General features: G+C 64.9%; 24 protein-coding genes. 18 read left to right on the top strand and 6 right to left on the bottom strand.

Features of this window, described 5'->3' with window-relative positions:
- The first annotated feature begins 3 nt into the window (after positions 1-3).
- The 11 genes from P0086_RS00200 (at position 4) to P0086_RS00150 (ending at position 7,723) form a co-directional block, all read left to right on the top strand.
- Complete coding sequence (locus P0086_RS00200) at positions 4-1,065, top strand: flagellar hook-associated family protein (RefSeq protein ID WP_275782034.1); 1,062 nt, start codon at positions 4-6, stop codon at positions 1,063-1,065.
- Positions 1,066-1,102: 37 nt separating this feature from the next.
- On the top strand, positions 1,103-1,450 hold the full coding sequence (gene flaF / locus P0086_RS00195; protein ID WP_112596360.1) for a flagellar biosynthesis regulator FlaF: 348 nt from the start codon (positions 1,103-1,105) through the stop codon (positions 1,448-1,450).
- The gene (gene flbT / locus P0086_RS00190) at positions 1,447-1,893 is read left to right on the top strand and encodes a flagellar biosynthesis repressor FlbT (protein WP_112596362.1); all 447 of its coding nucleotides are present in this window, start codon (positions 1,447-1,449) and stop codon (positions 1,891-1,893) included. Before flaF ends, flbT begins: the two co-directional genes overlap by 4 nt.
- Positions 1,887-2,300, top strand: coding sequence for a flagellar hook assembly protein FlgD (gene flgD, locus P0086_RS00185; protein ID WP_112596363.1), 414 nt, complete (start codon positions 1,887-1,889; stop codon positions 2,298-2,300). Before flbT ends, flgD begins: the two co-directional genes overlap by 7 nt.
- A gap of 7 nt (positions 2,301-2,307) precedes the next feature.
- Positions 2,308-2,574, top strand: a complete 267-nt coding sequence (fliQ, locus tag P0086_RS00180; protein ID WP_112596365.1) for a flagellar biosynthesis protein FliQ — start codon at positions 2,308-2,310, stop codon at positions 2,572-2,574.
- Between the two features lie 106 nt (positions 2,575-2,680).
- Entirely contained in the window at positions 2,681-4,768 is a 2,088-nt protein-coding gene (gene flhA, locus P0086_RS00175; RefSeq protein ID WP_112596366.1) for a flagellar biosynthesis protein FlhA, read from the top strand.
- Positions 4,765-5,514 carry a flagellar biosynthetic protein FliR gene (gene fliR / locus P0086_RS00170; RefSeq protein ID WP_112596369.1) on the top strand — a complete coding sequence of 250 codons (750 nt, stop codon included), beginning with the start codon at positions 4,765-4,767 and terminating at the stop codon, positions 5,512-5,514. The genes flhA and fliR overlap by 4 nt, the downstream gene beginning before the upstream one ends.
- Before the next feature lie 9 nt (positions 5,515-5,523).
- Positions 5,524-5,922: a hypothetical protein gene (locus P0086_RS00165; protein ID WP_112609352.1), complete on the top strand. Its 399-nt coding sequence runs from the start codon at positions 5,524-5,526 to the stop codon at positions 5,920-5,922.
- A 309-nt stretch (positions 5,923-6,231) separates the two neighbouring features.
- The gene (locus P0086_RS00160; protein WP_148655610.1) at positions 6,232-6,816 is read left to right on the top strand and encodes a rod-binding protein; all 585 of its coding nucleotides are present in this window, start codon (positions 6,232-6,234) and stop codon (positions 6,814-6,816) included.
- A 14-nt stretch (positions 6,817-6,830) separates the two neighbouring features.
- On the top strand, positions 6,831-7,199 hold the full coding sequence (locus P0086_RS00155) for a hypothetical protein (protein WP_112596373.1): 369 nt from the start codon (positions 6,831-6,833) through the stop codon (positions 7,197-7,199).
- Positions 7,196-7,723, top strand: coding sequence for a hypothetical protein (locus P0086_RS00150; RefSeq protein ID WP_148651161.1), 528 nt, complete (start codon positions 7,196-7,198; stop codon positions 7,721-7,723). The genes P0086_RS00155 and P0086_RS00150 overlap by 4 nt, the downstream gene beginning before the upstream one ends.
- Positions 7,724-7,829: 106 nt before the next feature.
- Here the strand turns inward: P0086_RS00150 and P0086_RS00145 are convergent, their stop codons facing one another.
- Positions 7,830-8,612 (bottom strand): WecB/TagA/CpsF family glycosyltransferase, encoded by a 783-nt coding sequence (locus P0086_RS00145; RefSeq protein ID WP_112599235.1) that lies wholly within the window; start codon positions 8,610-8,612, stop codon positions 7,830-7,832.
- Positions 8,613-8,974: 362 nt separating this feature from the next.
- Between P0086_RS00145 and folD the strand changes: the two genes are divergently transcribed.
- Positions 8,975-9,874 (top strand): bifunctional methylenetetrahydrofolate dehydrogenase/methenyltetrahydrofolate cyclohydrolase FolD, encoded by a 900-nt coding sequence (gene folD / locus P0086_RS00140; protein WP_275782033.1) that lies wholly within the window; start codon positions 8,975-8,977, stop codon positions 9,872-9,874.
- Positions 9,875-9,940: 66 nt separating this feature from the next.
- Here folD and P0086_RS00135 read toward each other — a convergent pair whose 3' ends face one another.
- A complete protein-coding gene (locus P0086_RS00135) occupies positions 9,941-11,023 on the bottom strand; it encodes a substrate-binding domain-containing protein (RefSeq protein ID WP_275782032.1) in 1,083 nt (360 codons plus the stop codon).
- Between the two features lie 226 nt (positions 11,024-11,249).
- Between P0086_RS00135 and P0086_RS00130 the strand changes: the two genes are divergently transcribed.
- From P0086_RS00130 to P0086_RS00105, 6 genes are all read left to right on the top strand, one after another.
- On the top strand, positions 11,250-12,608 hold the full coding sequence (locus P0086_RS00130; protein ID WP_112609360.1) for an ABC transporter substrate-binding protein: 1,359 nt from the start codon (positions 11,250-11,252) through the stop codon (positions 12,606-12,608).
- A 122-nt stretch (positions 12,609-12,730) separates the two neighbouring features.
- Positions 12,731-13,741 (top strand): sugar ABC transporter permease, encoded by a 1,011-nt coding sequence (locus P0086_RS00125; protein ID WP_112599231.1) that lies wholly within the window; start codon positions 12,731-12,733, stop codon positions 13,739-13,741.
- A gap of 1 nt (position 13,742) precedes the next feature.
- A complete protein-coding gene (locus P0086_RS00120; RefSeq protein ID WP_112599230.1) occupies positions 13,743-14,888 on the top strand; it encodes a carbohydrate ABC transporter permease in 1,146 nt (381 codons plus the stop codon).
- A 28-nt stretch (positions 14,889-14,916) separates the two neighbouring features.
- Complete coding sequence (locus P0086_RS00115) at positions 14,917-16,569, top strand: alpha-glucosidase (protein ID WP_112612315.1); 1,653 nt, start codon at positions 14,917-14,919, stop codon at positions 16,567-16,569.
- A 22-nt stretch (positions 16,570-16,591) separates the two neighbouring features.
- Positions 16,592-17,683, top strand: coding sequence for a sn-glycerol-3-phosphate ABC transporter ATP-binding protein UgpC (gene ugpC / locus P0086_RS00110; RefSeq protein ID WP_275782031.1), 1,092 nt, complete (start codon positions 16,592-16,594; stop codon positions 17,681-17,683).
- 108 nt (positions 17,684-17,791) lie between these two features.
- Positions 17,792-18,202, top strand: a complete 411-nt coding sequence (locus P0086_RS00105; RefSeq protein WP_112609368.1) for a hypothetical protein — start codon at positions 17,792-17,794, stop codon at positions 18,200-18,202.
- A gap of 265 nt (positions 18,203-18,467) precedes the next feature.
- Here P0086_RS00105 and edd read toward each other — a convergent pair whose 3' ends face one another.
- From edd to P0086_RS00085, 4 genes are all read right to left on the bottom strand, one after another.
- Positions 18,468-20,288: a phosphogluconate dehydratase gene (gene edd / locus P0086_RS00100; RefSeq protein ID WP_112599226.1), complete on the bottom strand. Its 1,821-nt coding sequence runs from the start codon at positions 20,286-20,288 to the stop codon at positions 18,468-18,470.
- Positions 20,289-20,446: 158 nt separating this feature from the next.
- A complete protein-coding gene (gene pgl, locus P0086_RS00095) occupies positions 20,447-21,145 on the bottom strand; it encodes a 6-phosphogluconolactonase (RefSeq protein ID WP_275782030.1) in 699 nt (232 codons plus the stop codon).
- Between the two features lie 10 nt (positions 21,146-21,155).
- Complete coding sequence (gene zwf, locus P0086_RS00090; RefSeq protein ID WP_148149095.1) at positions 21,156-22,628, bottom strand: glucose-6-phosphate dehydrogenase; 1,473 nt, start codon at positions 22,626-22,628, stop codon at positions 21,156-21,158.
- 92 nt (positions 22,629-22,720) lie between these two features.
- Positions 22,721-24,007 (bottom strand): FAD-binding oxidoreductase, encoded by a 1,287-nt coding sequence (locus tag P0086_RS00085; RefSeq protein ID WP_275782029.1) that lies wholly within the window; start codon positions 24,005-24,007, stop codon positions 22,721-22,723.
- Positions 24,008-24,078: the final 71 nt, after the last annotated feature.

The raw sequence follows: 24,078 nt of genomic DNA, 5'->3' as shown, positions 1-24,078 counted from the left end.
GCAATGAAAACGTCGTTCGTGTCCAACATCACCATGCAGACGACGCTGCTGCGGACGATCTCCGACGCGCAGTCCGAGCTTATGGACCGGCAGAAGGAGATCGTGACGCTCCGCCATGCCGACCTGGGGGCGGAACTCGGCGCGAAGACCGCACGCACGCTCAACCTCCACCGCGACCTGCAGCGCCTGCAATCGCTGCAGAGCACGAATTCGCTGACGACCCAGCGCCTTTCCGCATCGCAGGAGGCCCTGGGCCAGGTTTCCGAGGCGGCGAACACCGTCATGGAAACGCTCGTCGCGCTCACCGGCACGGAATCGCAGGACCAGCTGGATCGCACGAAGGAGAGCTTCGGCAGCGCCATCTCGCTCTTCACCAGCGCCTCGAACACCTCCTTCAGCGGCGAATATCTGTTTGCCGGTATCGACACCGACGTCATGCCGATGAACAGCTATCTCGACGCGGCCTCCCCGGCCAAGGCGACGTTCGACGCGGCCTTTCAGGCTTACTTCACGTTCGACCAGGACGACCCCCTGGTCGCCGACATCACGCCGGCGCAGATGGAGGGCTTCATCCTCGACCTCGAAACCATGTTCATGGACACGAGCGCGACCGGCACCTGGGCGACGGACTGGTCGAACGCATCCGACCAGAACATGACGAGCCGCATCAGCAATTCCGAAGTGGTACAGAGCTCGACCAACGCGAACACCGACGGCATGCGCAAGTTCGCGCTCGGTGCGGTCATCGGTTACGAACTTCTTAATCTCAATATCGGTACGGAAACGCGCAAGCTGGTCACCGACAAGTCGCTTGAGTACATTGGCTCGGCAATCACAGGCGTGGATTCCGAACGCTCGCTGCTCGGGGTTTCCGAGGCGCGGGTCGAGCAGGCGAATATCTCGCTGGGCGCACAGTCCAGCATCCTGACCAGCAGCATCAATGGTCTCGAGATGGTCGATGAAGACGAGATCGCAACCCGCATCACCACACTCCAGACGCAGCTCGAACTTGCATACACGTTGACCGCACAGCTCCAGAACATGAGCCTGGTCAAATATCTCTGATGATCAGAGACGCATGGCAAACATGAAGGGTGTCTAAATGTACCAGTTCTCATATGTCGAGATCATGGAGGATGGCGTCGAGACCGCCAGGAGCCGTGAGCGGCAGGTACTCGACCGATCGATCGAACTGCTGCGCAAGGCGCAGGCGGCGACCTCCTACGGCAGGGACACCATCGAGGCCGTCTACTTCACGCGGCGCGTCTGGATCCGGTTCGTCGAGGATCTCGGCAATCCCGAAAACCAGCTCGACAAGGAGCTGCGGGCCAATCTCATCTCAATCGCCCTCTGGATACTGGGGGAAGCCGATCGCATCCGAAAACGCGAATCGACCAATTTCCAGGGCATCATCGACATAACAACCATCATCAGGGATGGAATAAAATGAAAAGCACCTTGCGTATCTCACTGAAATCGGGTGAGCGCATTTTTGTGAACGGCGCGGTACTGCGGGTCGACCGGAAGGTTGCCCTCGAATTCCTGAACGACGTCACCTTCCTGCTCGAGAACCATGTTCTCCAGCCCGAACAGGCGACGACGCCGTTGCGCCAGCTTTACTTCATCGCCCAGATGATCCTGATCAATCCGGACGGCGCCGAACAGTCGACGGCGATCTTCCGCAAGTCCGTCATCATGCTGCTCTCCTGCTTCCGCAACGAGGAAGTGCTGGCCGAGCTCAAGCGCATCGACGGCCTGGTCACGCAGGGGCGCGCCTTCGAGGCCCTCAAGGCCATTCGCGCGCTCTATCCGATCGAGGACAAGATCCTCAACAACCATGAGATCACGCCGGCCACGGTGGAACATATCCGCAAGGAGATCGCCATATGGTAACGCCCGTCTCTGCCGCCGCGACCGGCTACACGCCCACCGCCTCCGGCACCGAGTCTTCCGCCGACGTCAAGAGCACCACGCTGAACTACGAGAGCTTCCTGAAGCTCTTCGTCGAGCAGCTGAAGAACCAGGACCCGACGGAGCCCATGGACGCGACCGAGCAGATGGCGCAGCTCGCCACCTTCTCGCAGGTCGAGCAGACCGTGAAGACGAACACCAACCTGGAAAGCCTGCTGCAGCGCACCTCGCTGCAGGAAGCCGATTCCGTCATCGGCCGCACGGTCACCAGCGAAGACGGCAAGATTTCGGGTGTCGTCAAGGAAGTAACGCTGTATACCGATGGTATCGTTGCAACGCTTGAGTCGGGCGACAAACTCGTCATCGGACCCGGCGTAAAGGTGAAGTGATCCACCCATGAATGAGGCCGACGCCCTCGACATTGCCCAGGCCGCCATCTGGACCGTCATCGTGGCGGCCGGTCCGGCGGTTCTGGCGGCCATGGTCGTCGGCGTCGTCATCGCCTTCATCCAGGCGCTGACCCAGGTGCAGGAAGTCACCCTGACCTTCGTTCCGAAAATCCTCGCCGTGCTCGTCACGGTCGCAATCTCGGCGCCCTTCATCGGGGCGCAGATCTCCATTTTCAGCGACGTCATCTTCTCCCGGATCGAATCCGGCTTCTGACGCCATTTTTCCGTACTGCCACCCTCGCGCAAGTTTCGTGCGCTAGACGTCCCGGTAGCATTGCGGTCCCTGCGGGCCGCGCCTCTCATGACGAGACGGGACGAAAATGGCACAGGTACCTGCACTCTCCATCCCCAAGGTTTCCCCGAGTGGCCGCGACATCGCCTTTGCGATGGGCATCGTCGCGATCCTCTCGATCCTGTTCCTGCCCATCCCGCCGTTCCTGATCGACATGGGCCTGGCGTTCTCGATCGCCTTTTCCGTGCTGATCCTGATGGTGTCGCTCTGGATCCAGAAGCCGCTCGACTTCTCGTCCTTCCCGACCATCCTGCTGATCGCCACGATGATCCGCCTGTCGCTGAACATCGCCACGACCCGCGTCATCCTCTCGCACGGCCACCAGGGCCATGATGCGGCCGGCAGCGTCATCGCCGGCTTCGCCAGCCTGGTGATGTCCGGCGACTTCGTCATCGGTCTGATCGTCTTCATGATCCTGATCACGGTGAACTTCATCGTCATCACCAAGGGCGCGACGCGTATCGCCGAAGTGGGCGCCCGCTTCACCCTCGACGCCATCCCCGGCAAGCAGATGTCGATCGACGCCGACCTCTCCGCAGGCCTGATCGACGAGAAGGAAGCCCAGCGCCGCCGGCGCGAGCTGGAGGACGAGAGCTCCTTCTTCGGCTCGATGGACGGTGCCTCGAAATTCGTCCGCGGCGACGCTATCGCCGGCCTCATCATCACCGCCATCAACGTCTTCGGCGGCATCATCATCGGCTACTTCCGTCACGGCATGGAGATCGGCGAGGCGGCCGACGTCTTCGTCAAGCTGTCGGTGGGTGACGGCGTCGTCTCCCAGATCCCCGCCCTGATCGTGTCGCTGGCGGCCGGCCTTCTGGTGTCGCGCGGCAGTTCGCCGGGCTCGACCGACCAGGCCGTCGTCAACCAGCTGAGCGGCTATCCGCGGGCGCTGATGGTCGCCGCCGGCCTGATGGTGCTGCTGGCCATCATGCCGGGCCTGCCCTTCTTCCCCTTCATGGCGCTCGGCGGCGTCATGGCCTTCGGCGGCTGGGCGATCCCGCGCCGGCTGGAGCAGGAGAACCGGCAGCGGCGCGAGCAGGAGGCGAAGAACGCCCAGCAGACGAAGGAGGCCGACAAGGATTCGGTCAAGTCGGCGCTCAAGACCGCCGAAATCGAGCTGCTGCTCGGCAAGCAGGTGTCGACGCGCCTTCTGGGCGCGCACCAGGAGTTGGCCTTCCGCGTCGGCAAGATGCGCAAGAAGTTCGCGACGCAGTACGGCTTCGTGGTGCCGGAGATCAAGGTCTCGGACGACATCTCGATCTCCGACAAGGCCTACCACATCCGCATCCACGGCACGACGGTGGCCTCGAACGTCGTTCGCGTCGGCGAAGTGCTGGTGGTCACCGGCGGTGGCCGTAAGCCGAGCGTTCCGGGCGACGAGATCCGCGAGCCCGCCTTCGGCATGCCGGCCGTCTCGATCCTGGAGACGTTCGCCGAGGACGTCCGCCGCGAGGGCTTCCACCCGATCGACAACGTCTCGGTCGTGCTCACCCATCTCTCCGAGGTCATCCGCAACAACCTGCCGCAGCTTCTGTCCTACAAGGACGTGAAGATCCTGATCGAGCGGCTGGATCCGGAATACCGCAAGCTCGCCGACGAGATCTGCTCGTCGCACATGTCCTATTCCGGCCTGCAGGCGGTGCTGAAGCTGCTGCTCGCCGAGCGCGTCTCGATCCGCAACCTGCACCTGATCCTCGAAGCCGTCGCCGAGCTGGCCCCGCACGTGCGCAAGACCGAACAGATCGTCGAGCACGTGCGCATCCGCATGGCCCAGCAGATCTGCGGCGACCTTGCCGAAAACGGCGTCCTGCCGGTCCTGCGCCTCGGCAACCGTTGGGACATGGTGTTCCACCAGGCGCTGAAGCGCGATGCCAAGGGCGAGGTCGTGGAGTTCGACATCGATCCGCGGCAGCTGGAGGAGTTCAGCGAGCAGGCGACCAAAGTTATCCGTGAATTCCTCGACCGCGGCACGCCTTTCGTACTGGTCACCTCGCCCGAATCCCGTACTTATGTGCGCATGATCATCGAGCGCCTCTTCGCCACCCTGCCAGTCCTGTCGCATGTCGAGCTTGCCAAGGGCATCGAGATCAAGATCCTCGGTTCGATCTCATGATCACCGATCCGCAGGGCATGGTGCTGGCGCTGTTCGCCGCCTTCTGCCGTGTCGGCGGCTGCTTCATGCTCCTGCCGGGCTTCGCCTCGGCGCGGCTTCCCATGCAGATCAGGCTGTTCGTCGCCGTCGCGGTCTCGATCGCGGTGCTGCCGATCCTCTGGGATACGATCTATCCGAAGACGCAAGGGGCGGCGCTGACCTATATCCAGCTGATCGTGTTCGAGACGCTGACGGGTGCGGTGATCGGCCTGATCACGCGCTACTACGTGCTCGGCCTGCAATTCGCCGGCACGTCGCTGACCATGATGATTGGCTTCAACGCGCCCCCCTCGCAGGACGTTCTCGAGGATACGGCGGAGAACCAGCTGACGAACCTGATCAGCTTCGCCGGCCTGATGGCGCTGTTCATGCTGAATTTCCACCATATCGTCGTCCGTGCGCTGGTGGATTCCTACACCGCCATTCCCATGGGCGGCTTCAATCCGCAGAGCGCGCTGATCACCCTGACCGACACGCTGGTGCAGACCTTCAGCATCATGCTCCGGCTCGCTAGCCCCTTCATCATCTACGGCCTGCTGTTCAACGTCGCCGTCGGCCTGATCAACAAGCTGGCGCCGCAGATGCCGATCTACTTCATCTCGCTGCCGTTCATCATCGCCGGCGGCCTGTTTCTGCTCTATTTCGGCGTCTCCTCGTTGCTGGAGATCTTTGCCAACGGGTTCGTCCCGGTGTTCGAAGGGCGTTGAGGGGACCGGATGGCCAAGCGTTCCGACAAACTGAAGCGTCTCGTGGCCGTCCAGCGCCACATGGAGCAGATGGCGGAAATGGACCTGGCCCTGACGACCCAGCAGCGGCAGGAGGTGGCCGAGACGATGGATGCGGTGGCCGCGGCCCTCGTCTCGCTGAACCCGGTTCACCGCGGCTTCTCCGACATCTATGCCGCCCAGATCGGCAAGCTCAGGCAGAAGGACGTGATGCTCGCCGGCGTTCAGCAGATGCACGAGATGCGAATCGTGCGCGAACGCACCAAGGCCGACCGGCTGGCCGACCAGATGCACGAGGCGCGAAACCTGGAAGACCGCGAGGAAGCCGACAACGCGGTCTACGATCTCATCGACCAGCATGTCGCCTACGGCAAGGATCGCAGCCGCTGAGCGGCGGTCGTCGGTGGGCCACTTAAGATATTGATATTTCTATATAGTCTATAGACCCTGCATCGGCAGGCTGCCCCGGGCAATACGTCTCTTCTGCAGCCTGCGGCCACCGCGGGGAGATCAGCCTCCCGTAAGGTTGAGCGACCATACTCCAAATCCAAGACGAGGGATGAAACCCCCGCCGGAAAGCCGGGCGCCCGATTGGCAGGGTGCTCCGCAGGGCCGGCGGTTTGGGTCTTCGCGACGAACAGGCTGGCGTTCCGTCATGATGGCGGCCGCGGCCGCGTGATACCCGAGAGGCAACTGACCGTGGCAATTTCACCTCCCAGCGATCTCGTGCTCGATGTCGTGCGCGCCGCCGATCCGTCGGCGGTCCAGGAAGCGCAGACCAAGCTGAAGACCCAGCGTGCGAGCTTCGAGGCGACCAGTCTCGCCGATGCCGGAAACGGGTTTGGCGCCGCCGTCGGCATTCTCAATCGCGATTCGGCCATGACCGCGTCGGCGTCCGGCTCCGGCGGCGCCGCTGCCGACAAGGTCCCCGCCACCTATCGCAAGTTCGAGGCGATGGTGCTGCAGAATTTCGTCAAGTCGATGCTGCCGGCGGACAGCGAAGAGATCTACGGGAAGGGCACGACCGGCGAAATCTGGCGCGGGATGATGGCGGAGCAGATCGGCGACGTGATCGCCGAAAGCGGCGGCATCGGCATCGCGGCAAGCCTGATGAAGGATCACGAGAAGAAGAACGTTGCCGGCGACATCGCCCGGATCGATCCCAATGACCAGCGCGTGGCGACGGCGATGGTCCAGCAACTCCAGCGCGACACGTTTGGCGACGTGAATTCCGCTGCCGACACTATCAATAACGCCAACAACAACGACAACAAGAGAGCCTGATCGGAGGAATACAAATGGACATGACAACAAACGAACTCCGCATCCGTAGCGTACTGAACCGGCTGGAAACCATCGTCGACGCCGAGAATGCCGGCATCGGCGCCGATCCGAACTTCGACCTGCAGACGTCGAATGCCCACAAGAGCCGTTGCCTCTACGAGCTTTCCATGTTGTCGCGCGACGTCCCCGCCGAGGAGATGCCGCGGGCGTTCGCCCCGCAGCTGAAGAAGGTGCGCGAGAAGCTGCTCCTCAACGCCCAGCGCGTCTCCGCCCACCTCGAGGCCGTTCGCGCTGTGGTGGAACTGCTGAAGGGCGCCATGCGCGAGCAGGACGCTGACGGCACCTATTCGCAAGAGCAGTTCCGGCTGGGGTACCAGCCGTGATCAAGCTCATCCTGGTCGGCGTCTGGATCTGCGTCCTCACCCTCGGTTCCGTCTATTTCTCGATGCAGATGGCGGCCGCTCCGAGGGTTGACGAGGAGGCCGCCGCACGCGCGGCCGCCCTCGATCTCGTCAGGGGCAGCCAGGCGACGATCCCGGTCATCTCCGACGGCGCCGTCAAGGGCTATTTCCTGACCCGGCTGTCCTACACGGCCAACCGGGAACTCGCGGCCAAGCAGCCGGTCCCGATGGGCGAGATGATCACCGACGAGCTCTATACGCTGCTCGTCGGGCAGCGGATGATCGACGTCGAGAAGATCGACCGCTTCGACGTCGATGGTTTCCGCAGCACGATCAAGGACGGGATCAACAAGCGTCTCGGCGCCGAGGTCATCGAAGACGTGCTGGTCGAGCAGATCGACTACATCGCCAAGCTCGAAGTCGGCAAGGAGCCGCCGCGTCGGGGGACTGCGATCGTGCGGTCCGGCGAGGCGCCGGAGGCGCCTGCAAAGCTGACCGCACACTGAGAAATCCGCCGGCATCGGCGGTGCCCCGGAATGGTGGCATTGTCGTTGTAGGCGAACGAAGGGCGCCGCGATTCAGGGCTTCGCGGTGCCCTTTCGCGTTTCGGATCTAGCGGCGGCGGCTGAAGACGCGCGCCAGCTTGTAGCGTGCCACATGCAGCAGGAACAACGGATTGCCGACGACGTAGCGATACCAGAGGCGCCGCGGCTCCTGGAGGAACCGGAACAGCCATTCCAGCCGCATGCGGCGCATGCGGGGCGGTGCGCGCGGAACCCGCCCGGCGACGAAATCGAAAAGCGCGCCGACGCTGATGACGAGCCGTGCGTGGCCCGGGGTGACGTGCTGGTCGATCCATTTCTCCTGGATCGGCGTCCCCATGGCCACCAGCAGGATGTCGGGCGAAAGCGCGCGGATCTTGTCCATGACGGCCTGGGATTCGCTGACGTCGAAATAGCCGTCCGAGATCGCGTGGAACTCGTGCCAGGGCGTGTGCTCGCGGAATTTCTCGGCCGCGCTCAGAAGCACGTCCTGCCTGGCGCCGATCAGCGCCACCCGCTTCGGCTTTTCCATGTAGGTCAACAGCGCCGGCACGAAGTCGGTGCCGTTGAGATTGGCCGGGAACGGCTCGCCGTGGAAGATCTGCGAGGCGATGTCGACGCCGTGCCCGTCCGGCAGCACGATCTGCCGCTGGAGCGCCCTGCGATACTCGGCATCGCGCATCATCAGGTTGGCGTTGTTGGCATTGAGAAAGGCGACGGTCGTCGTTCCGATCGGCATGTCGGCGATGCGGGAGACGAAGTCGAACGCGCCGGCCCAGTCGAGGTCGCAGACCGGCAGGCCCAGGATGTCGCGCTGCGACGCCTTGAGCGTCGTTCCCGATTGAACGTTCATGCCCGGTCCCGGCGAAACGATGTCCGGTCCGTGCGGATGTGGTGGCGAAAGGCGAAGCGAACGGTCATCGCAGCAGGGCTCCCTCGTGCTCCGCCTGCGTGTATCATTTCGGATTCAAGCTTGGCTTAAGTTGTCCGCTAAAGTCCGACTGCTCGCCTTAACGATCTCTTTGCCATGTCCTGCCCGGAGGGGTTGCCGCCGCCGCGGATCAGGCAAGCAGCCACCCGCTGTGGGAGGGCTGCGCCACTCCGTCGCCCGACAGGGCCCTTGCCAAGTACGAATTTGGACAGCATAGGGCGCTGACGGGCCATTGCCGCCAAATGGCCCGCACTAGATTCCGCGTTACTCGCGAGGAGAAGAACGTGACTACCATTATCGATGGGAAGCAGGTTGCCGCCACCGTGATCGAGGCCGTCAAGGCCGCGGCCGGGAAACTGGAGCAGGACGCAGGCGTGAAGACGGGCCTGGCGGTCATTATCGTCGGCGACGATCCGGCGAGCCACGCCTATGTCTCCTCCAAGAGCCGGATGGCGAAGGAGTGCGGCTTCACCTCCGTCCAGCACACGCTGCCCGAGGAGACCAGCCAGGAAGAACTGGCAGCACTGGTTCAGAAGCTGAACGCCGACGACGCGATCCACGGCATCCTCGTGCAGTTGCCGCTGCCGAAGCACCTGCGCTCCGAGCCGATCATCCAGTCGATCCTGCCGGAAAAGGACGTGGACGGCCTGCACGTCGTCAATGCCGGCAAGGTTGCCACCGGCGACCTCGAAGGCGGCCTGATCTCATGCACGCCGGCCGGCGCGATGGTGCTCGTGCGCGGCATCCATGGCGAAGACCTCTCGGGGCTGAACGCCGTCGTCATCGGCCGATCCAACCTGTTCGGCAAGCCGATGGCGGCGCTGCTGCTGAACGCGAATGCGACGGTGACCTCCGCCCACTCCCGGACGAAGGACCTCGCCGCCGTTTGCCGCAACGCCGATATCCTCGTCGCGGCCGTCGGCCGGCCGCAGATGGTCAAGGCGGACTGGGTCAAGCCCGGGGCGACGGTGATCGACGTCGGCATCAACCGCGTGCCCGCCCCGGAAAAAGGCGAGGGCAAGTCGCGCCTCGTCGGCGACGTCGCCTTCGACGAATGCGCCGAGGTGGCGGGCGCGATCACGCCGGTGCCCGGCGGCGTCGGGCCGATGACGATCGCCATGCTCATGGCCAACACCGTGATCGCCGCCTATCGCCGGGCCGGTCGCAAGGCGCCGAAATTCTGAAGCGAACGCCCGGCGGGCGGACCGCGCGTTTCGCCCGCCGACCGATCGCCTGACGGCTCGTCCTGCCTATCGCGGGGCGGGTCCGGTGGAGGCGCGCACGATCAGCTCCGCCTTCCACAGCTCCTGCTCGGGCAGGGTTTCCAGATTGAGGATCCGGGAAATCAGCCGCTTGGCGATCCGCGAGCCCGCACTGCGCAGCGACGAGCGCGTCGTCGTCAGCGGCACGCTGAAATTCTCCGGCTTCAGCATCGGCAGCACGTCGTCGTGGGCGATCAGCGACACGTCCGCACCGATCCTGAGACCGGCCTGGTTCAGCGCCCGCACCGCGCCGAGCGCGAGAACGGTACTGGAGCAGAGGATCGCGGTCGGCCGTTCCGGCAGGGCGAGAAACCGTTTCATGCCGGCAAAGCCGTGTTCGTCCGTCATCGGCGTGTGCTGCACGCAGCTTTCGTCGAGCCTCAGCCCGGCTTCGGCGAGTGCGGCCTCCATGCCCTTCTTCCTGCGGATCGCAAAGGCGAAGTGAGCCGGGCCGTTCAAGAGCGCGATCCGCCTGTGCCCGAGCTGGACGAGCAGCTTCGTCGCATCATGAAAGGCGCCGGTGTTGTCGATATCCAGATAGGGGTAGTCGGTCGGTATCCCGATCGAGCGGCCGTGCACGATGAAGGGGATCGACAGCGATTTCAAAAGCGCGACACGCGGGTCCTTCTCGCGCATGTAGGCGATGAACAGCGCGTCGATATTGCCGCTGGCGACCAGCCGCTTGCAGGTCGCCTCCTCGTCGTCGGGATGGCTCGGATTGATGACGAAGTGGAAATCGTGGCGGACCGCCTCGTCGCCGAGGCCGGCCAGAAACTCGCCGAAATGCACGTCGGAATCGTGGCCGTCGGCCGTCGGCATCACCAGCCCGATCGAGCCCGCCCGGCCGGTCGCCAGCCTCTGGGCCGCGCGGTTGGGCCGGTAGCCCGTCCGGCGCACCGCGTCGAGAACGCGCTCGCGCGTCTCGGCGTTGACTTCCGGATACCCGTTGAGGGCCCTGCTGACCGTCGTCTGCGACAAACCGAGGAGCTGCGACAGCTGTTTGAGGTTCACGTTGCCTGCCTTCGCGATTCGAAGCGCTTTGAAATCCTCCCGCTCAAGCGCCGCCTTCATGTAGCATCAGCCATTTCGCCTTTGGAAGAAAAATCGCTCGTTTGCGTCGCAAAACATTGCTGCAACGCGTGAAATGACGCTTCCGGCCCCAACGTCGAGGAAGAGGCTTGACGCGGTGGGCGCAATAAGGAATTCTCACCACCCAAAGCGCTTTGAGGGGGCGGGCGGAAGTCAGACGAATTGGAGAAGCTCGCGGTCATGCGGGCATATCGTGGGAGGAGATCACGTGAAGAAGCGTTTCTTGATGACGGTTGCGCTGGCATCGCTGCTGGCAGGTGCCGCGGCAGCCGCCGAACTGAAGTTCGCCCCCGGCGAAGACGGCAAGTTCAACTGGTCGAGCTTCGAGGAGTTCAAGAAGGGGCATGACCTGAAGGGCCAGAGCCTGACGATCTTCGGTCCCTGGCGCGGCGAAGACGAGGTTCTCTTCCGGAGCGTCTTCGCCTATTTTGAGGAAGCCACGGGCGTCGAGATCAAGTACTCGTCGTCGGAGAACTACGAGCAGCAGATCGTCATCGACACGCAGGCGGGCAGCCCGCCGGACATCGCCATCCTGCCGCAGCCCGGCCTGATCGCCGACCTGGCCTCCAAGGGCTACCTGACGCCGCTCGGCGACGAGACGAAGCAGTGGCTGCTCGACAACTACGCCGCCGGCCAGTCGTGGGTCGACCTGTCGACCTACAAGGACAAGGACGGCAACGCGCAGCTCTTCGCCTTCCCCTACAAGATCGACGTGAAGTCGCTGGTCTGGTACGTGCCGGAGAACTTCGAGGACGCCGGCTACGAGATCCCCAAGACGATGGAGGAACTGAAGGCCCTGACCGAGCAGATCGTCGCCGACGGCGAGACGCCCTGGTGCATCGGCCTCGGTTCGGGCGGCGCGACAGGATGGCCGGCCACCGATTGGGTCGAGGACCTGATGCTGCGCACCCAGTCGCCCGAGACCTACGACAAGTGGGTCACCAACGCGATCGCCTTCAACGATCCGGCCGTCACCGGTGCGATCGACGAGTTCGGCTGGTTCGCCAAGACCGACAAGTTCGCCGCCGGTGGCCCCGCGGCGGTCGCCTCCACCGACTTCCGCGACAGCCCGAAGGGTCTCTTCGCCTCGCCGCCGAAATGCTACCTGCACCATCAGGCCTCCTTCATCCCGTCGTTCTTCCCGGAGGGGACCGTCGTCGGCGAGGATGCGGACTTCTTCTACATGCCGCCCTATGCCTCCAAGCCCGAGCTCGGCAATCCGGTTCTCGGCGCCGGCACGCTGGCGATGATCACCAAGGATACGCCGGCGGCGCGCGCCTTCATGGATTTCCTCAAGACCCCGATCGCCCATGAGGTCTGGATGGCGCAGTCGAGCTTCCTGACGCCGTTCAAGAGCGCCAACCAGGAGACCTATGCCAACGCGCCGATGAAGAAGCAGGGCGAGATTCTCCTGAACTCCACTACCTTCCGCTTCGACGGCTCGGACCTCATGCCCGGCAAGATCGGCGCCGGCGCCTTCTGGACCGGCATGGTCGATTTCGTCGGCGGCAAGTCCTCTGCCGACGTCGCCGGGGGCATCCAGAAGGCCTGGGACGCCATCAAGTAGGTGGCCCGCGGCCGGAGCCGGCGGACGTCCGGCTCCCCAAGGTGCGGCATCGGTGAGAGGCCGGTGCCGCGGCCCGACCGAAGGATCGCCCGCAACGCATCTGCGTTCGGGAGGAGGGGATCATGCAGCAGCTCGTTTTTGCCATAGGGACGATGATCGCAGGCGTGCTCGCCTGCGCCTTCTACTTCTTCGCCACCAACTGGATCCTCGACCGGATCTTCCCGTCGAAGGGCCTGTCGGGTGCGAAGGCGTCGCAGAACCTCAGGACGACCAACGCCATCCGGCCGTGGCTGTTCATGCTGCCGGCGCTGCTGGCGCTTGCGATCTACCTCGTCTATCCGGTGTTCGAATCCGTCCGGCTGAGCCTCCACGACCGGGCGGGGCAGACCTTCGTCGGGCCGGGCAATTTCGTCTGGATGTTCGGCGACGGCGAGTTCCGCCAGTCGATCTTCAACAATTTCCTCTGGCTGCTGGTCGTGCCCGCGCTCTCGACCTTCTTCGGCCTGGTCATCGCCGCGCTGACCGATCGCATCTGGTGGGGCAACATTGCCAAGACCCTGATCTTCATGCCGATGGCGATCTCGTTCGTCGGTGCCGCGGTGATCTGGAAGTTCGTCTACGACTACCGCGCCGAGGGCAGCGAGCAGATCGGCATCCTGAACGCGATCGTCACCTGGTTCGGCGGCGCGCCGGAAGCCTGGATCACCCTGCCGTTCTGGAACAACTTCTTCCTGATGGTGATCCTGATCTGGATCCAGACCGGCTTTGCCATGGTGATCCTGTCCGCCGCACTCAGGGGCATCCCGGAGGAGACGCTGGAGGCGGCCGTCATCGACGGCGCCAACGGCCTGCAGATCTTCTTCAAGATCATGATCCCGCAGATCTGGGGAACGATCGCCGTCGTCTGGACGACGATCACCATCCTCGTCCTGAAGGTCTTCGACATCGTGCTGGCGATGACCAACGGGCAATGGCAGACCCAGGTACTGGCCAACCTGATGTTCGACTGGATGTTCCGCGGCGGCGGCGATTTCGGGCGCGGCGCGGCGATCGCCGTCGTGATCATGGTGCTCGTGGTGCCGATCATGATCTGGAACATCCGCAACGCCATGCGCGAAACGGGAGGTCACTGAGATGCCCGGCGCCACCCGTTCGCCCCTGACCTTCGTGGTCCACCTTTCCGTCCTGCTGCTCGTGGCCCTGTGGACGCTGCCGACGGCCGGCCTTCTGATCTCCTCGCTGCGCGACAAGGACCAGCTTGCCGTATCCGGCTGGTGGACGGCGCTGTCGACCTCGACGCAGAACGTCGTCTTTCGCGCCCCGTCGCCGGAGACACAGACGGAGCGGGACGGCAAGTTCGTGCTTACCGGCAATCTCCTCGAGGGCCAGCAGGGCGAAGTCTCCGCCTTCGGCTTCAACAGCCGCGATCCGGCGGCCTTCGCGCCGGGGCAGACGGCCGAGCTCAACGACGGCGAGCGGCTGACGGTCCAGGCCGACGGCAGCTTCGAGATCGTCTCCGACACCCGCATGGAAGGCACGCGCGGCCAGCGCATCTTCTATACGGCAGCGGTGCCGCCCCGCTTCACGCTGGACAACTACCGCGAGGTCCTCAGCGCCGAGGGCATCGGCCAGTCCTTCATCAACTCGCTGACGGTTGCGATCCCCGCCACGATCATCCCGATCCTGGTGGCCGCCTTCTGCGCCTATGCGCTGGCCTGGATGAAGTTTCCGGGCCGGGCGATCCTGATCGCCGTCATCGTCGGCCTGCTCGTCGTGCCGCTGCAGATGTCGCTGATTCCGCTGCTGAAGCTCTACAACGGCGTCGGCGCCTTCTTCGGCGTCCCCGCCAAGACCTATGTCGGCATCTGGCTGGCGCATATGGGCTTCGGCCTGCCGCTGGCGATCTACCTCCTGCGCAACTACATGGCCGGCCTGCCGAAGGAGATCATGGAATCCGCCCGCGTCGACGGCGCCAGCGATTTCGATATCTTCATCAAGATCATCCTGCCGCTGTCGTTTCCCGCACTCGCCTCCTTCGCCATTTTCCAGTTCCTTTGGACCTGGAACGACCTGCTCGTGGCGATCGTGTTTCTCGGCACCGGCAACGAGGAGCTGGTCCTGACCGGTCGCCTGGTCAACCTGCTCGGCTCGCGCGGCGGCAACTGGGAGATCCTGACGGCGTCCGCCTTCATCACCATCATTGTGCCCCTGATCGTCTTCTTCGCCCTGCAGCGCTATCTCGTGCGCGGTCTGCTGGCGGGATCGGTCAAGGGCGGCTGAACAGCTCAGGAAAGAGACAGGACCGAGAATGACGACGACCAATGTACCGCTGCCGGCCGTGGACAAGGACTGGTGGCGCGGCGCGGTGATCTACCAGATCTATCCGCGCTCCTTCCAGGACACCAACGACGACGGCATCGGCGACATGAAGGGCATCGCTCAGCGTCTGCCGCATGTCGCCTCGCTCGGCGTGGACGCGATCTGGATCTCCCCCTTCTTCACCTCGCCGATGCGCGATTTCGGCTACGACGTCTCCAACTACGAGGACGTCGACCCGATCTTCGGCACGCTCGAGGATTTCGATACCGTCGTCGCCGAGGCGCACCGGCTCGGCATCCGGGTGATGATCGACCTCGTGCTGTCGCACACCTCGGACAAACACCCCTGGTTCGTCGAAAGCCGTTCCAGCCGCACCAACCCCAGGGCTGACTGGTATGTCTGGGCCGATTCCCGGCCGGACGGCACGCCGCCCAACAACTGGTTGTCGATCTTCGGCGGCTCGGCCTGGCAGTGGGACCCGACCCGGCTGCAATACTACATGCACAATTTCCTGACCTCGCAGCCGGACCTGAACCTGCACAATCCGGAGGTGCAGGACGCGCTTCTGTCCGTTGCCCGCTTCTGGCTGACCCGCGGCGTCGACGGCTTCCGGCTGGATACGATCAACTTCTACTTCCATGACGAGGAGCTGCGCGACAACCCGTCCCTTCCTCCCGAGCGGCGCAACGCGCAGACGGCGCCCGCGGTCAACCCCTACAACTACCAGGAACATCTCTACGACAAGAACCGGCCCGAGAACCTGGAGTTCCTCAAGCGCTTCCGCGCGTTGATGGATGAGTTCCCGGCGATCGCCGCCGTCGGCGAGGTTGGCGACAGCCAGCGCGGGCTGGAGATCGCCGGGCAGTACACCTCCGGCGGCGACAAGATGCAGATGTGCTACGCCTTCGAGTTCCTCGCGCCGGACGTCCCGACCCCGGCGTCGGTCGCCGCGGTGCAGCATGCGCTGGAGCGGGCCGCCCCGGACGGCTGGGTGTGCTGGGCGTTCTCCAACCATGACGTGATGCGCCATGTCAGCCGCTGGGGCGCGGGCGTTGCCGATCACGCCGGCCAGGCCAAGTTGCTGGCATCGCTTTTGATGTCGCTGCGGGGCTCCGTCTGCATCTATCAGGGCGAGGAACTGGCGCTGCCAGAGGCCGAACTCGCCTATGAGGACCTGCAGGATCCCTACGGCATCCAGTTCTGGCCCGACTTCAAGGGACGCGACGGCTGCCGCACGCCGATGCCGTGGGATGGAGCCGCCATCAACGGCGGCTTCAGCACGGTGCGCCCCTGGCTGCCGGTGCCGGCGGTCCATCTCGGCGCTGCCGTGTCGGCGCAGCAGGACGATCCCCACTCGGTCCTCAACCACTACCGCCGCTTCCTCGCCTTCCGCCGCCAGCATCCGGCGCTCGTGAAGGGCGAGATCGCCTTCGCTCCAGCGGCCACAAGCGTGCTGTCCTTCGTCCGCAGCCACGGCAACGAACGCATCCTTTGCCTGTTCAACATGGGGGCCGAGGCCTGTGAGGTCACGCGGCCGCCGGAGGCGATCGAAGCCTTGGACGGGCATGGGTTTGAGAGCAGAATGACGGAAAAGACCATCGCGCTTCCGGCATGGAGCGGGTTCTTCGCCCGCTACGCATGACGAGCAAGAAAGGGGAGGCAGCATGACGGGCCTGGTACTGAAGGATATTCGCAAGTCCTATGGCGCGGTCGACGTGATCCACGGCATCGACCTCGACATCAAGCAGGGCGAATTCATCGTCTTCGTCGGACCCTCCGGCTGCGGAAAGTCGACGCTCTTGCGGATGATCGCCGGACTCGAGGAGATCACCGGCGGCGACATGATGATCGACGGCGAGCGCGTCAACGACGTGCCGCCGTCCAAGCGCGGCATCGCCATGGTGTTCCAGTCCTACGCGCTCTACCCGCACATGACCGTCTACGACAATATGGCGTTCGGCATGCGCATCGCCAAGGAGAGCAGGGAGGAGATCGACCGGCGCGTCCGCTCGGCCGCCGACATGCTGCAACTCACCAAGTATCTCGACCGGCTGCCCAAGGCGCTTTCCGGCGGCCAGCGCCAGCGCGTGGCGATCGGCCGGGCGATCTGCCGCAACCCGAAGGTGTTCCTGTTCGACGAGCCCCTGTCCAACCTCGATGCCGCCCTGCGGGTCGCCACCCGCATCGAGATCGCCAAGCTCTCCGAGCGTATGGCCGATACGACGATGATCTACGTCACCCACGACCAGGTGGAGGCGATGACGCTCGCCGATCGCATCGTCGTGCTCTCGGCCGGCCATATCGAGCAGGTCGGCGCGCCGCTGGAGCTCTACGAGCGGCCGGCCAACCTGTTCGTCGCCCGCTTCATCGGTTCGCCGGCCATGAACGTGATCCCGGCGCGGGTGATTTCGACCGGCGAGACGACGACCGTCGAGCTGAAGGGCGGCACGCAGACGGCCCTCGACATCAGGACCCCGGACACCGAGCGCGGCCAGGCTGTCAGTTTCGGCGTGCGGCCGGAGGATCTGCAGGTCACGACCGGCGCCAACTTCCTGTTCGAAGGCACGGTGGCGATCGTCGAGGCGCTCGGCGAAGTGACGCTCCTCTACATCGAGGGCCTCGTCGAGGGCGAGCCGATCATCGCCAAGATCCCCGGAATCCAGACCGTCCGGCGCGGCGACCGGGTGCGGTTTTCGGCCGACCGCAACAAGCTGCACCTCTTCGACAAGGAGGGGGTCAGCTACCGCGCCCTGTAGCAATGCGGCACAGGTGGCCGCTTTTGGGCATGCATGTTCAACGCCATCTTAAGGGTTTCCGTCCTAGCTATTCGAAAAGCAAGAAGGGCGGGACTACCGGGATTGGGCATGCAGTTGTCGCAGCAGCGTACGAACTATCTGAACAAGGAAGAATCCTTCATGTACGATCGGGAAAAGAACTTCCCGATGGAGGATACCTGCAACGAGGCGCGGATCGAGTTCACCGAGACGGGCGGCATCGTCAATCTCGTCTCCCGCCGCTGCCAGATCATCAAGCTGTCCCGCAGCGGCGCCGTCCTCAAGATGTCGACCAAGTTCAACCTGCCGAAGAACTTCTATCTCGACATCGTCAGCGCCCGCATCCCGATGATCGGCTGCCTGGCGCAGCGCGTCCATGCCAACGATATCGTCGAGGCCCGGTTCCTGCGGCTGCTCGCCGAAAAGGACATGAACCGCGTCTTCGTCTATTCGACCCACCCGAACCACCGCAACCGGACGCTCGACATCTACGGCGGCTGACGCACGGCTGCCGGGCTCGGTCGCTCGATGACATAAAACCGATCGCGCCTCATCCGGCCTGCCGGTCACCTTCTCCCCGCAGGCGGGGAGAAGGACACACGTGGCGGCGTCTCGGCATCCGGCGAACGATGGGATTCAAATTGGCGACGATGCCGTCGTGATTTGAGCGGAACGGTGCGGCATTTCCCTTCTCCCCGCTTGCGGGGAGAAGGTGGCGGCAGCCGGATGAGGGGCAACGCCGATCGACAAAGGCCCCCTGCGATGCCTACGCGAACAGCACGCTCGCCCCGTGATCCGCCGGCCCGGCGATGGCGCGGAACGAGGCGAACAGCTCGCGCCCCATGCCGAATTCGTTTTCGGCGAGGTCGGCGGTTGCCGGCGTGCGGGCGGCGAAGGTCGCCGCGTCCTCCAGCACCTCGATCGTTCCGTTGACCGCGTCGAGCCGGATGATGTCGCCTTCCCTTATGCGGGCGATCGGGCCGCCGTCGACGGCCTCGGGGGTGACGTGGATCGCCGCCGGCACCTTGCCGGATGCGCCCGACATGCGCCCGTCGGTGAGCAGCGCCACCTTCTGGCCGCGGTCCTGCAGGATGCCGAGCACGGTGGTCAGCTTGTGCAGTTCCGGCATGCCGTTGGCCTTCGGGCCCTGGAAGCGGACCACAGCGACGAAATCGCCCTCCAGCTGGCCGGCCTTGAAGGCCGCGTTCAGTTCGGCCTGGCTGTGAAACACCTTCGCCGGCGCTTCGGTCACGTGCCGTTCGGGCTTGACGGCGGAGGTCTTGATGACGGCGCTGCCGATATTGCCGGTCAGCATCTTCAGCCCGCCGGTGTGCTGGAACGGGTGCTCGACATTCGCCAGGATCTTCGGATCGTGGCTGACGATCGGTGCCGGTTCGCGGCGCACCGTGCCGCCCTCGCCGAGCTTCGGGTCGATCGTGTAGGCGTGCAGCCCCTGGCCGTAGACGGTGCGCACGTCGTCGTGCAGATAGCCGGCCTTGAGCAGTTCCTTGATCAGGAAGCCCATGCCGCCGGCGGCGTGGAAATGGTTCACGTCGGCGAGCCCGTTCGGATAGACTCGGGCGAGCAGCGGCACGATGTCGGACAGCTCGGAAATGTCCTTCCATGTCAGGATGATGCCGGCCGCGCGCGCCATGGCGACGAGATGCAGCGTGTGGTTGGTCGAACCGCCGGTGGCGTGCAGGCCGACCACGCCGTTGACGATCGAGCGCTCGTCGATCATCTCGCCGGCCGGCGTGAACTCGTTGCCTTGCGCGGTGATCGCCAGGGCGCGCTTGGCCGCCTCCTTCGTCAGCGCGTCGCGCAGCGGCGTGCCCGGGTTGATGAACGAGGCGCCGGGCATGTGGAAGCCCATGATCTCCATCAGCATCTGGTTGGAGTTCGCCGTGCCGTAGAACGTACAGGTGCCGGGGCCGTGATAGGATTTGGATTCGGCCTCGAGCAGTTCGTCGCGTCCGACCTTGCCTTCCGCGAACAGCTGTCGCACCCGCGCCTTTTCGTCGTTCGGCAGGCCGGAGGTCATCGGCCCGGCCGGAACGAAGATCGCCGGCAGGTGGCCGAAGGTCAGCGCCGCGATCGTCAGCCCCGGGACGATCTTGTCGCAGACGCCGAGATACACCACGGCATCGAACATGTTGTGCGACAGGCCGACGCCGGCCGCCATCGCGATGAGGTCGCGCGAAAACAGCGACAGCTCCATGCCGGGCTGGCCCTGGGTGACGCCGTCGCACATGGCCGGCACGCCGCCGGCGACCTGCGCCACGCCGCCGGCCTCATGGGCCGCCTGCCGGATCAGCGCCGGGTAGGTCTCGAACGGCTGGTGGGCGGAAAGCATGTCGTTGTAGGAGGTGATGATGCCGAGGTTGGGCACGCGGTCGCCCGCAAGTGCCGCCTTCTCGGCGGGGGAACAGACGGCAAATCCGTGCGCCAGGTTGCCGCAGCCGAGCACGGAGCGGTGCACGCCCTGGGAGGCGGCGGCGCGCAGCCGGTCGAGATAGGGTTCCCGGAACGGTTTCGAGCGTTCCACGATCCTGGCGGTGATGGCTTCGATACGGGAATCAGCGGACATGGGAGCGATCCTGATTTCTCTCGATTGCAATGTTTCGGCGTCGCCGGGCTGCATCCCGCAACCAGCCGTCAAGGTGAGTTAGGCCTTGTGCCGCAGCCGGCAAGCGGCATGCTCTGCGGAGGGCTCAGCGGCGCGCCGCCGGCCCGGGTGGGGCTCCCTCAGGGAGCCCAGTAGATGTCGACGGGCGTCCTCGCGCGGTTCAGGACCGCCCGCACCGGCATTTCGACCTCTGCGCCGGCCGAAAGCGCCTTGTCCAGCGTGTCCTTCTTCGCCTGGCCCTCGATATGCAGCACGAGGAGGCGGGCATCCTGCAGGCTCGAAAACGTCAGCGTCAGGCGTGGCTCGCCGGCGCCCTCCGCCTCCATCGTGATCACGCCGCGGGGGGTGTCGAGCGACAGCGCTTCCGCCAGCCGGTCGCCGCCCGGGAAGAACGAGGCCGTGTGGCCGTCATTGCCCATGCCGAGGATGACCACGTCGAACGGCGCCGCGACGGCGGCAATGTCGCCGCTCGCAAGACGCGCCGCTTCCTCGATCGTCGCGGCCTGGCGGTAAAGCGGCAGGAAGCGGGCGCTCGCCGCGTTGCCCTGCAGCAGGTTCTCGGCCACGAGCAGATGGTTCGAGCGCGCGTTGTCGGCCGGGACGAAGCGCTCGTCGACGAGCGTGACCGTCACCTTCGGCCAGTCCAGCGCGCGCGCAGACAGCGCCTTGAAGAACTGCTTGGGCGTCGAGCCGCCGGAGACGGCGATCGTCGCCGCTCCGCGTTCGGCGATCGCGGCCTTCAGGGCCGCAGCGACGGTGTCGGCGAGCCCTTCGGCGAGGGCGGCGGTATCCTTGAATTCGTGCAGTCTGTTTGCCATCGCCAGCCCCTCAGCTCTCGTGCCAGGTGCGGCCGTCGCGCTCGATCAGCGCGATCGCCTGGCTGGGCCCCCAGGTGCCGGCGGTGTAGCCCTGCGTCTGCTGGCCGGTGGCGTCCCACGCCTTGAGGATCGGATCGACCCAGTGCCAGGCGGCCTCGACTTCGTCGCGCCGCATGAACAGCGTCTGGTTCGAACGGATGACGTCCAGCAGCAGGCGCTCGTAGGCATCCGCATTGCGGGCATCGAAGGCCTGGGCGAAGGTCATGTCGAGCGAGACGTTGCGCAGCCGCATGCCGCCCGGACCCGGATCCTTGATCATCAGCCACTGCTTGACGCCCTCGTCCGGCTGCAGCCGGATGATCAGCTGGTTGGCCTCGATGCGGCCGGCGGCCGGCTCGAAGATCGAATGCGGGATCGGCTTGAAGGTGATGACGATCTCCGAGACGCGGCTTGCCATGCGCTTGCCGGTGCGGATGTAGAAGGGAACGCCGGCCCAGCGCCAGTTGCCGATCTCGGCCTTGATGGCGACGAAGGTTTCGGTGTTGGAGACCCCGCCCTCGAGTTCCTCCAGATAGCCCTTGACCGGCCCGCCGGCCGAGGCGCCGGCGCGGTACTGGCCGCGGACGGTCAGCCGCTCGACATTGTATTCGTCGATCGGCTTCAGCGCGCGCAGCACCTTGAGCTTCTCGTCGCGAACTGCTTCGGCGTCCATCGACGAGGGCACTTCCATCGCCACGAGGCAGAGAAGCTGCAGGATGTGGTTCTGCACCATGTCGCGCAGCGCGCCGGCCTTGTCGTAGTAGCCCGCGCGGCTCTCCAGCCCGACGGATTCGGCCACCGTGATCTGCACGTGGTCGATATGGGCCGAGTTCCACAGCGGCTCGTAGAGCGCGTTGGCGAAGCGCAGCGCCATCAGGTTCTGCACCGTCTCCTTGCCGAGATAGTGGTCGATCCGGTAGATCTGGTCTTCGCGGAACACCCGGCCGATCGTGTCGTTCAGCTCGGTGGCGGATGCCAGATCGCGGCCGATCGGCTTCTCGACGACGATGCGGGTCTGCTTGGTGATCAGCTTGTGGTCGCGGATCTTCTCGGCGATTTCGCCGAAGATCGCCGGCGCCACCGCGAGGTAGAAGGCGCGGACGCGCTCCTTGCCCTCGTCGAGGATCTTCTTCAGGTCGTCCCAGCCCTGCTCGGACTTGGCGTCGACGGAGATGTAGTACAGGCGGTCGGTGAAGATCCGAACCTGCTCGGTGTCGAACTCGCCCGGTTTCAGGAATTCCTTCAGCGCCTTGGTGGCGAACTCCCGATAGGCTTCGTGGGTCATGGGCGCACGCGAGGCGCCGATGATGCGCGTGGGGTCGGTGAATTGTCCCGCAATCTGCCGGTGGTAGAGCGCCGGCAGGAGCTTGCGTTCGGCGAGGTCACCGGTGCCGCCGAAGACGACGTAGTCAAACGGCTCTACGGGGATGATTTGACTGCTCATTGCAATTCTCGATCTGGTTCGCGTTGTCGGCGTTATAATCTAATCGATTTAAAAAGGCCAGCGTGCGGCGCAACAAAATCGCCTCGGATGTATCACAACTTGTCGCGGAAGGCGTACCACGTCATCGCAAGGAACAGCAGCGGCGCGCGCAGGGAAAGTCCGCCGGGAAAGGCGTTGATCTTCAGCGACTTGAGCATGTCGAGCTCGGCACTGCCGCCCGTCACCTCCTCCGCAAAGAGCTTGCCGCAGTAGTTGGACAGCATCACGCCGTGGCCGGAGTAGCCGCCGATCGAGGTGATTCCCGGCATGACCTCGCGCACATAGGGCTGCCGCGGCATGGTGATTCCGACCGAGCCGCCCCAGGCATGCGTGATCTCGATATCGGCGAGTTCGGGATAGATCTCCGTGATCTGGCGGCGGATGTGCTGCGTCATGTCGCGCGGGTTGTCGGCCGTATAGGCCTCGCGCCCGCCGAACAAGAGCCGCCCGTCGCGGCTCTTGCGGAAATAGCGCACGACGAAGCGGGAATCGGCGACCGCCTCGCCGCCGGGAAGCACCTTCGGGAACTTGTCGAGCACGGGCGTGGCGCCGATGAAAGACCGGATCGGCATCACATGCGCCGCCGTCTTCGGTTCGAGGTTGCCGATATAGGCGTTGCAGGCGATCAGCGCCCGGTCGGCGGAAATGGTGCCTCTTGCCGTCGTGATCACCGCCTTGCCGCCGATGCGCTCGATCCTGGTCGCCGCCGTCTTCTCGTGCAGCACCGCGCCGGCTTCCGCCGCGGCCCTTGCGAGCCCGACCAGCAGCTTCATCGGATGGATGTGGCCAGTGCCGGTATCGCGCACGCCGAACAGGTAGAAGCGCGAGCCGAGCCGCTCCTGCGTCTCCGCCCGGTCCATGAAGGTCGAATGCGTGTAGCCGTAGCGGCTGGCGGCGATCTCCGGGTTGGCGCGATAGTCCTTCTCCAGCCCTCTCTTGTGCGACACGTTCATCTGGCCCGGCACATATTCGATGTCGAGGCCGCGCGCCGCGGCGAAGTCGAGCACGTGCTGCTTGGCGTGCTCGGCAAGGTCGAACAGGCCTTTCGAGCGCTCGTAGCCGATCTCCTCCTCCAGTTCCTCCGGCCAGGCGCGCTGGCCGGTGCCGAGCTGGCCGCCGTTCCTGCCTGAGGCGCCGTCGCCGAAGCGGTGGGCGTCGATCAGCACGACGCGCACCCCCTTCGACGCCAGGTGGTAGGCGGCCTGCAGGCCGGTGAAGCCGCCGCCGACGATGGCGACATCGGTTTCGCAGGAGCCGCCCATCGGCGGGTATTCGGGACGCTCGCCGACAGTCGCTTCGTACCAGGAGATGCCGGGTGAGATGGGGCTTTGCCAGGACATGGGGATGCTTCCGGATGGGGGTTCGCGAGCCGGCCCGGCGACCCCAGGGCTCGTCCGCGATGGAACGGGCC

The organism is Mycoplana sp. MJR14, from assembly GCF_029210525.1.
In the GTDB taxonomy this organism is placed as follows: Bacteria; Pseudomonadota; Alphaproteobacteria; order Rhizobiales; family Rhizobiaceae; genus Mycoplana.
This window is presented reverse-complemented; position numbering and strand designations above follow the sequence as displayed.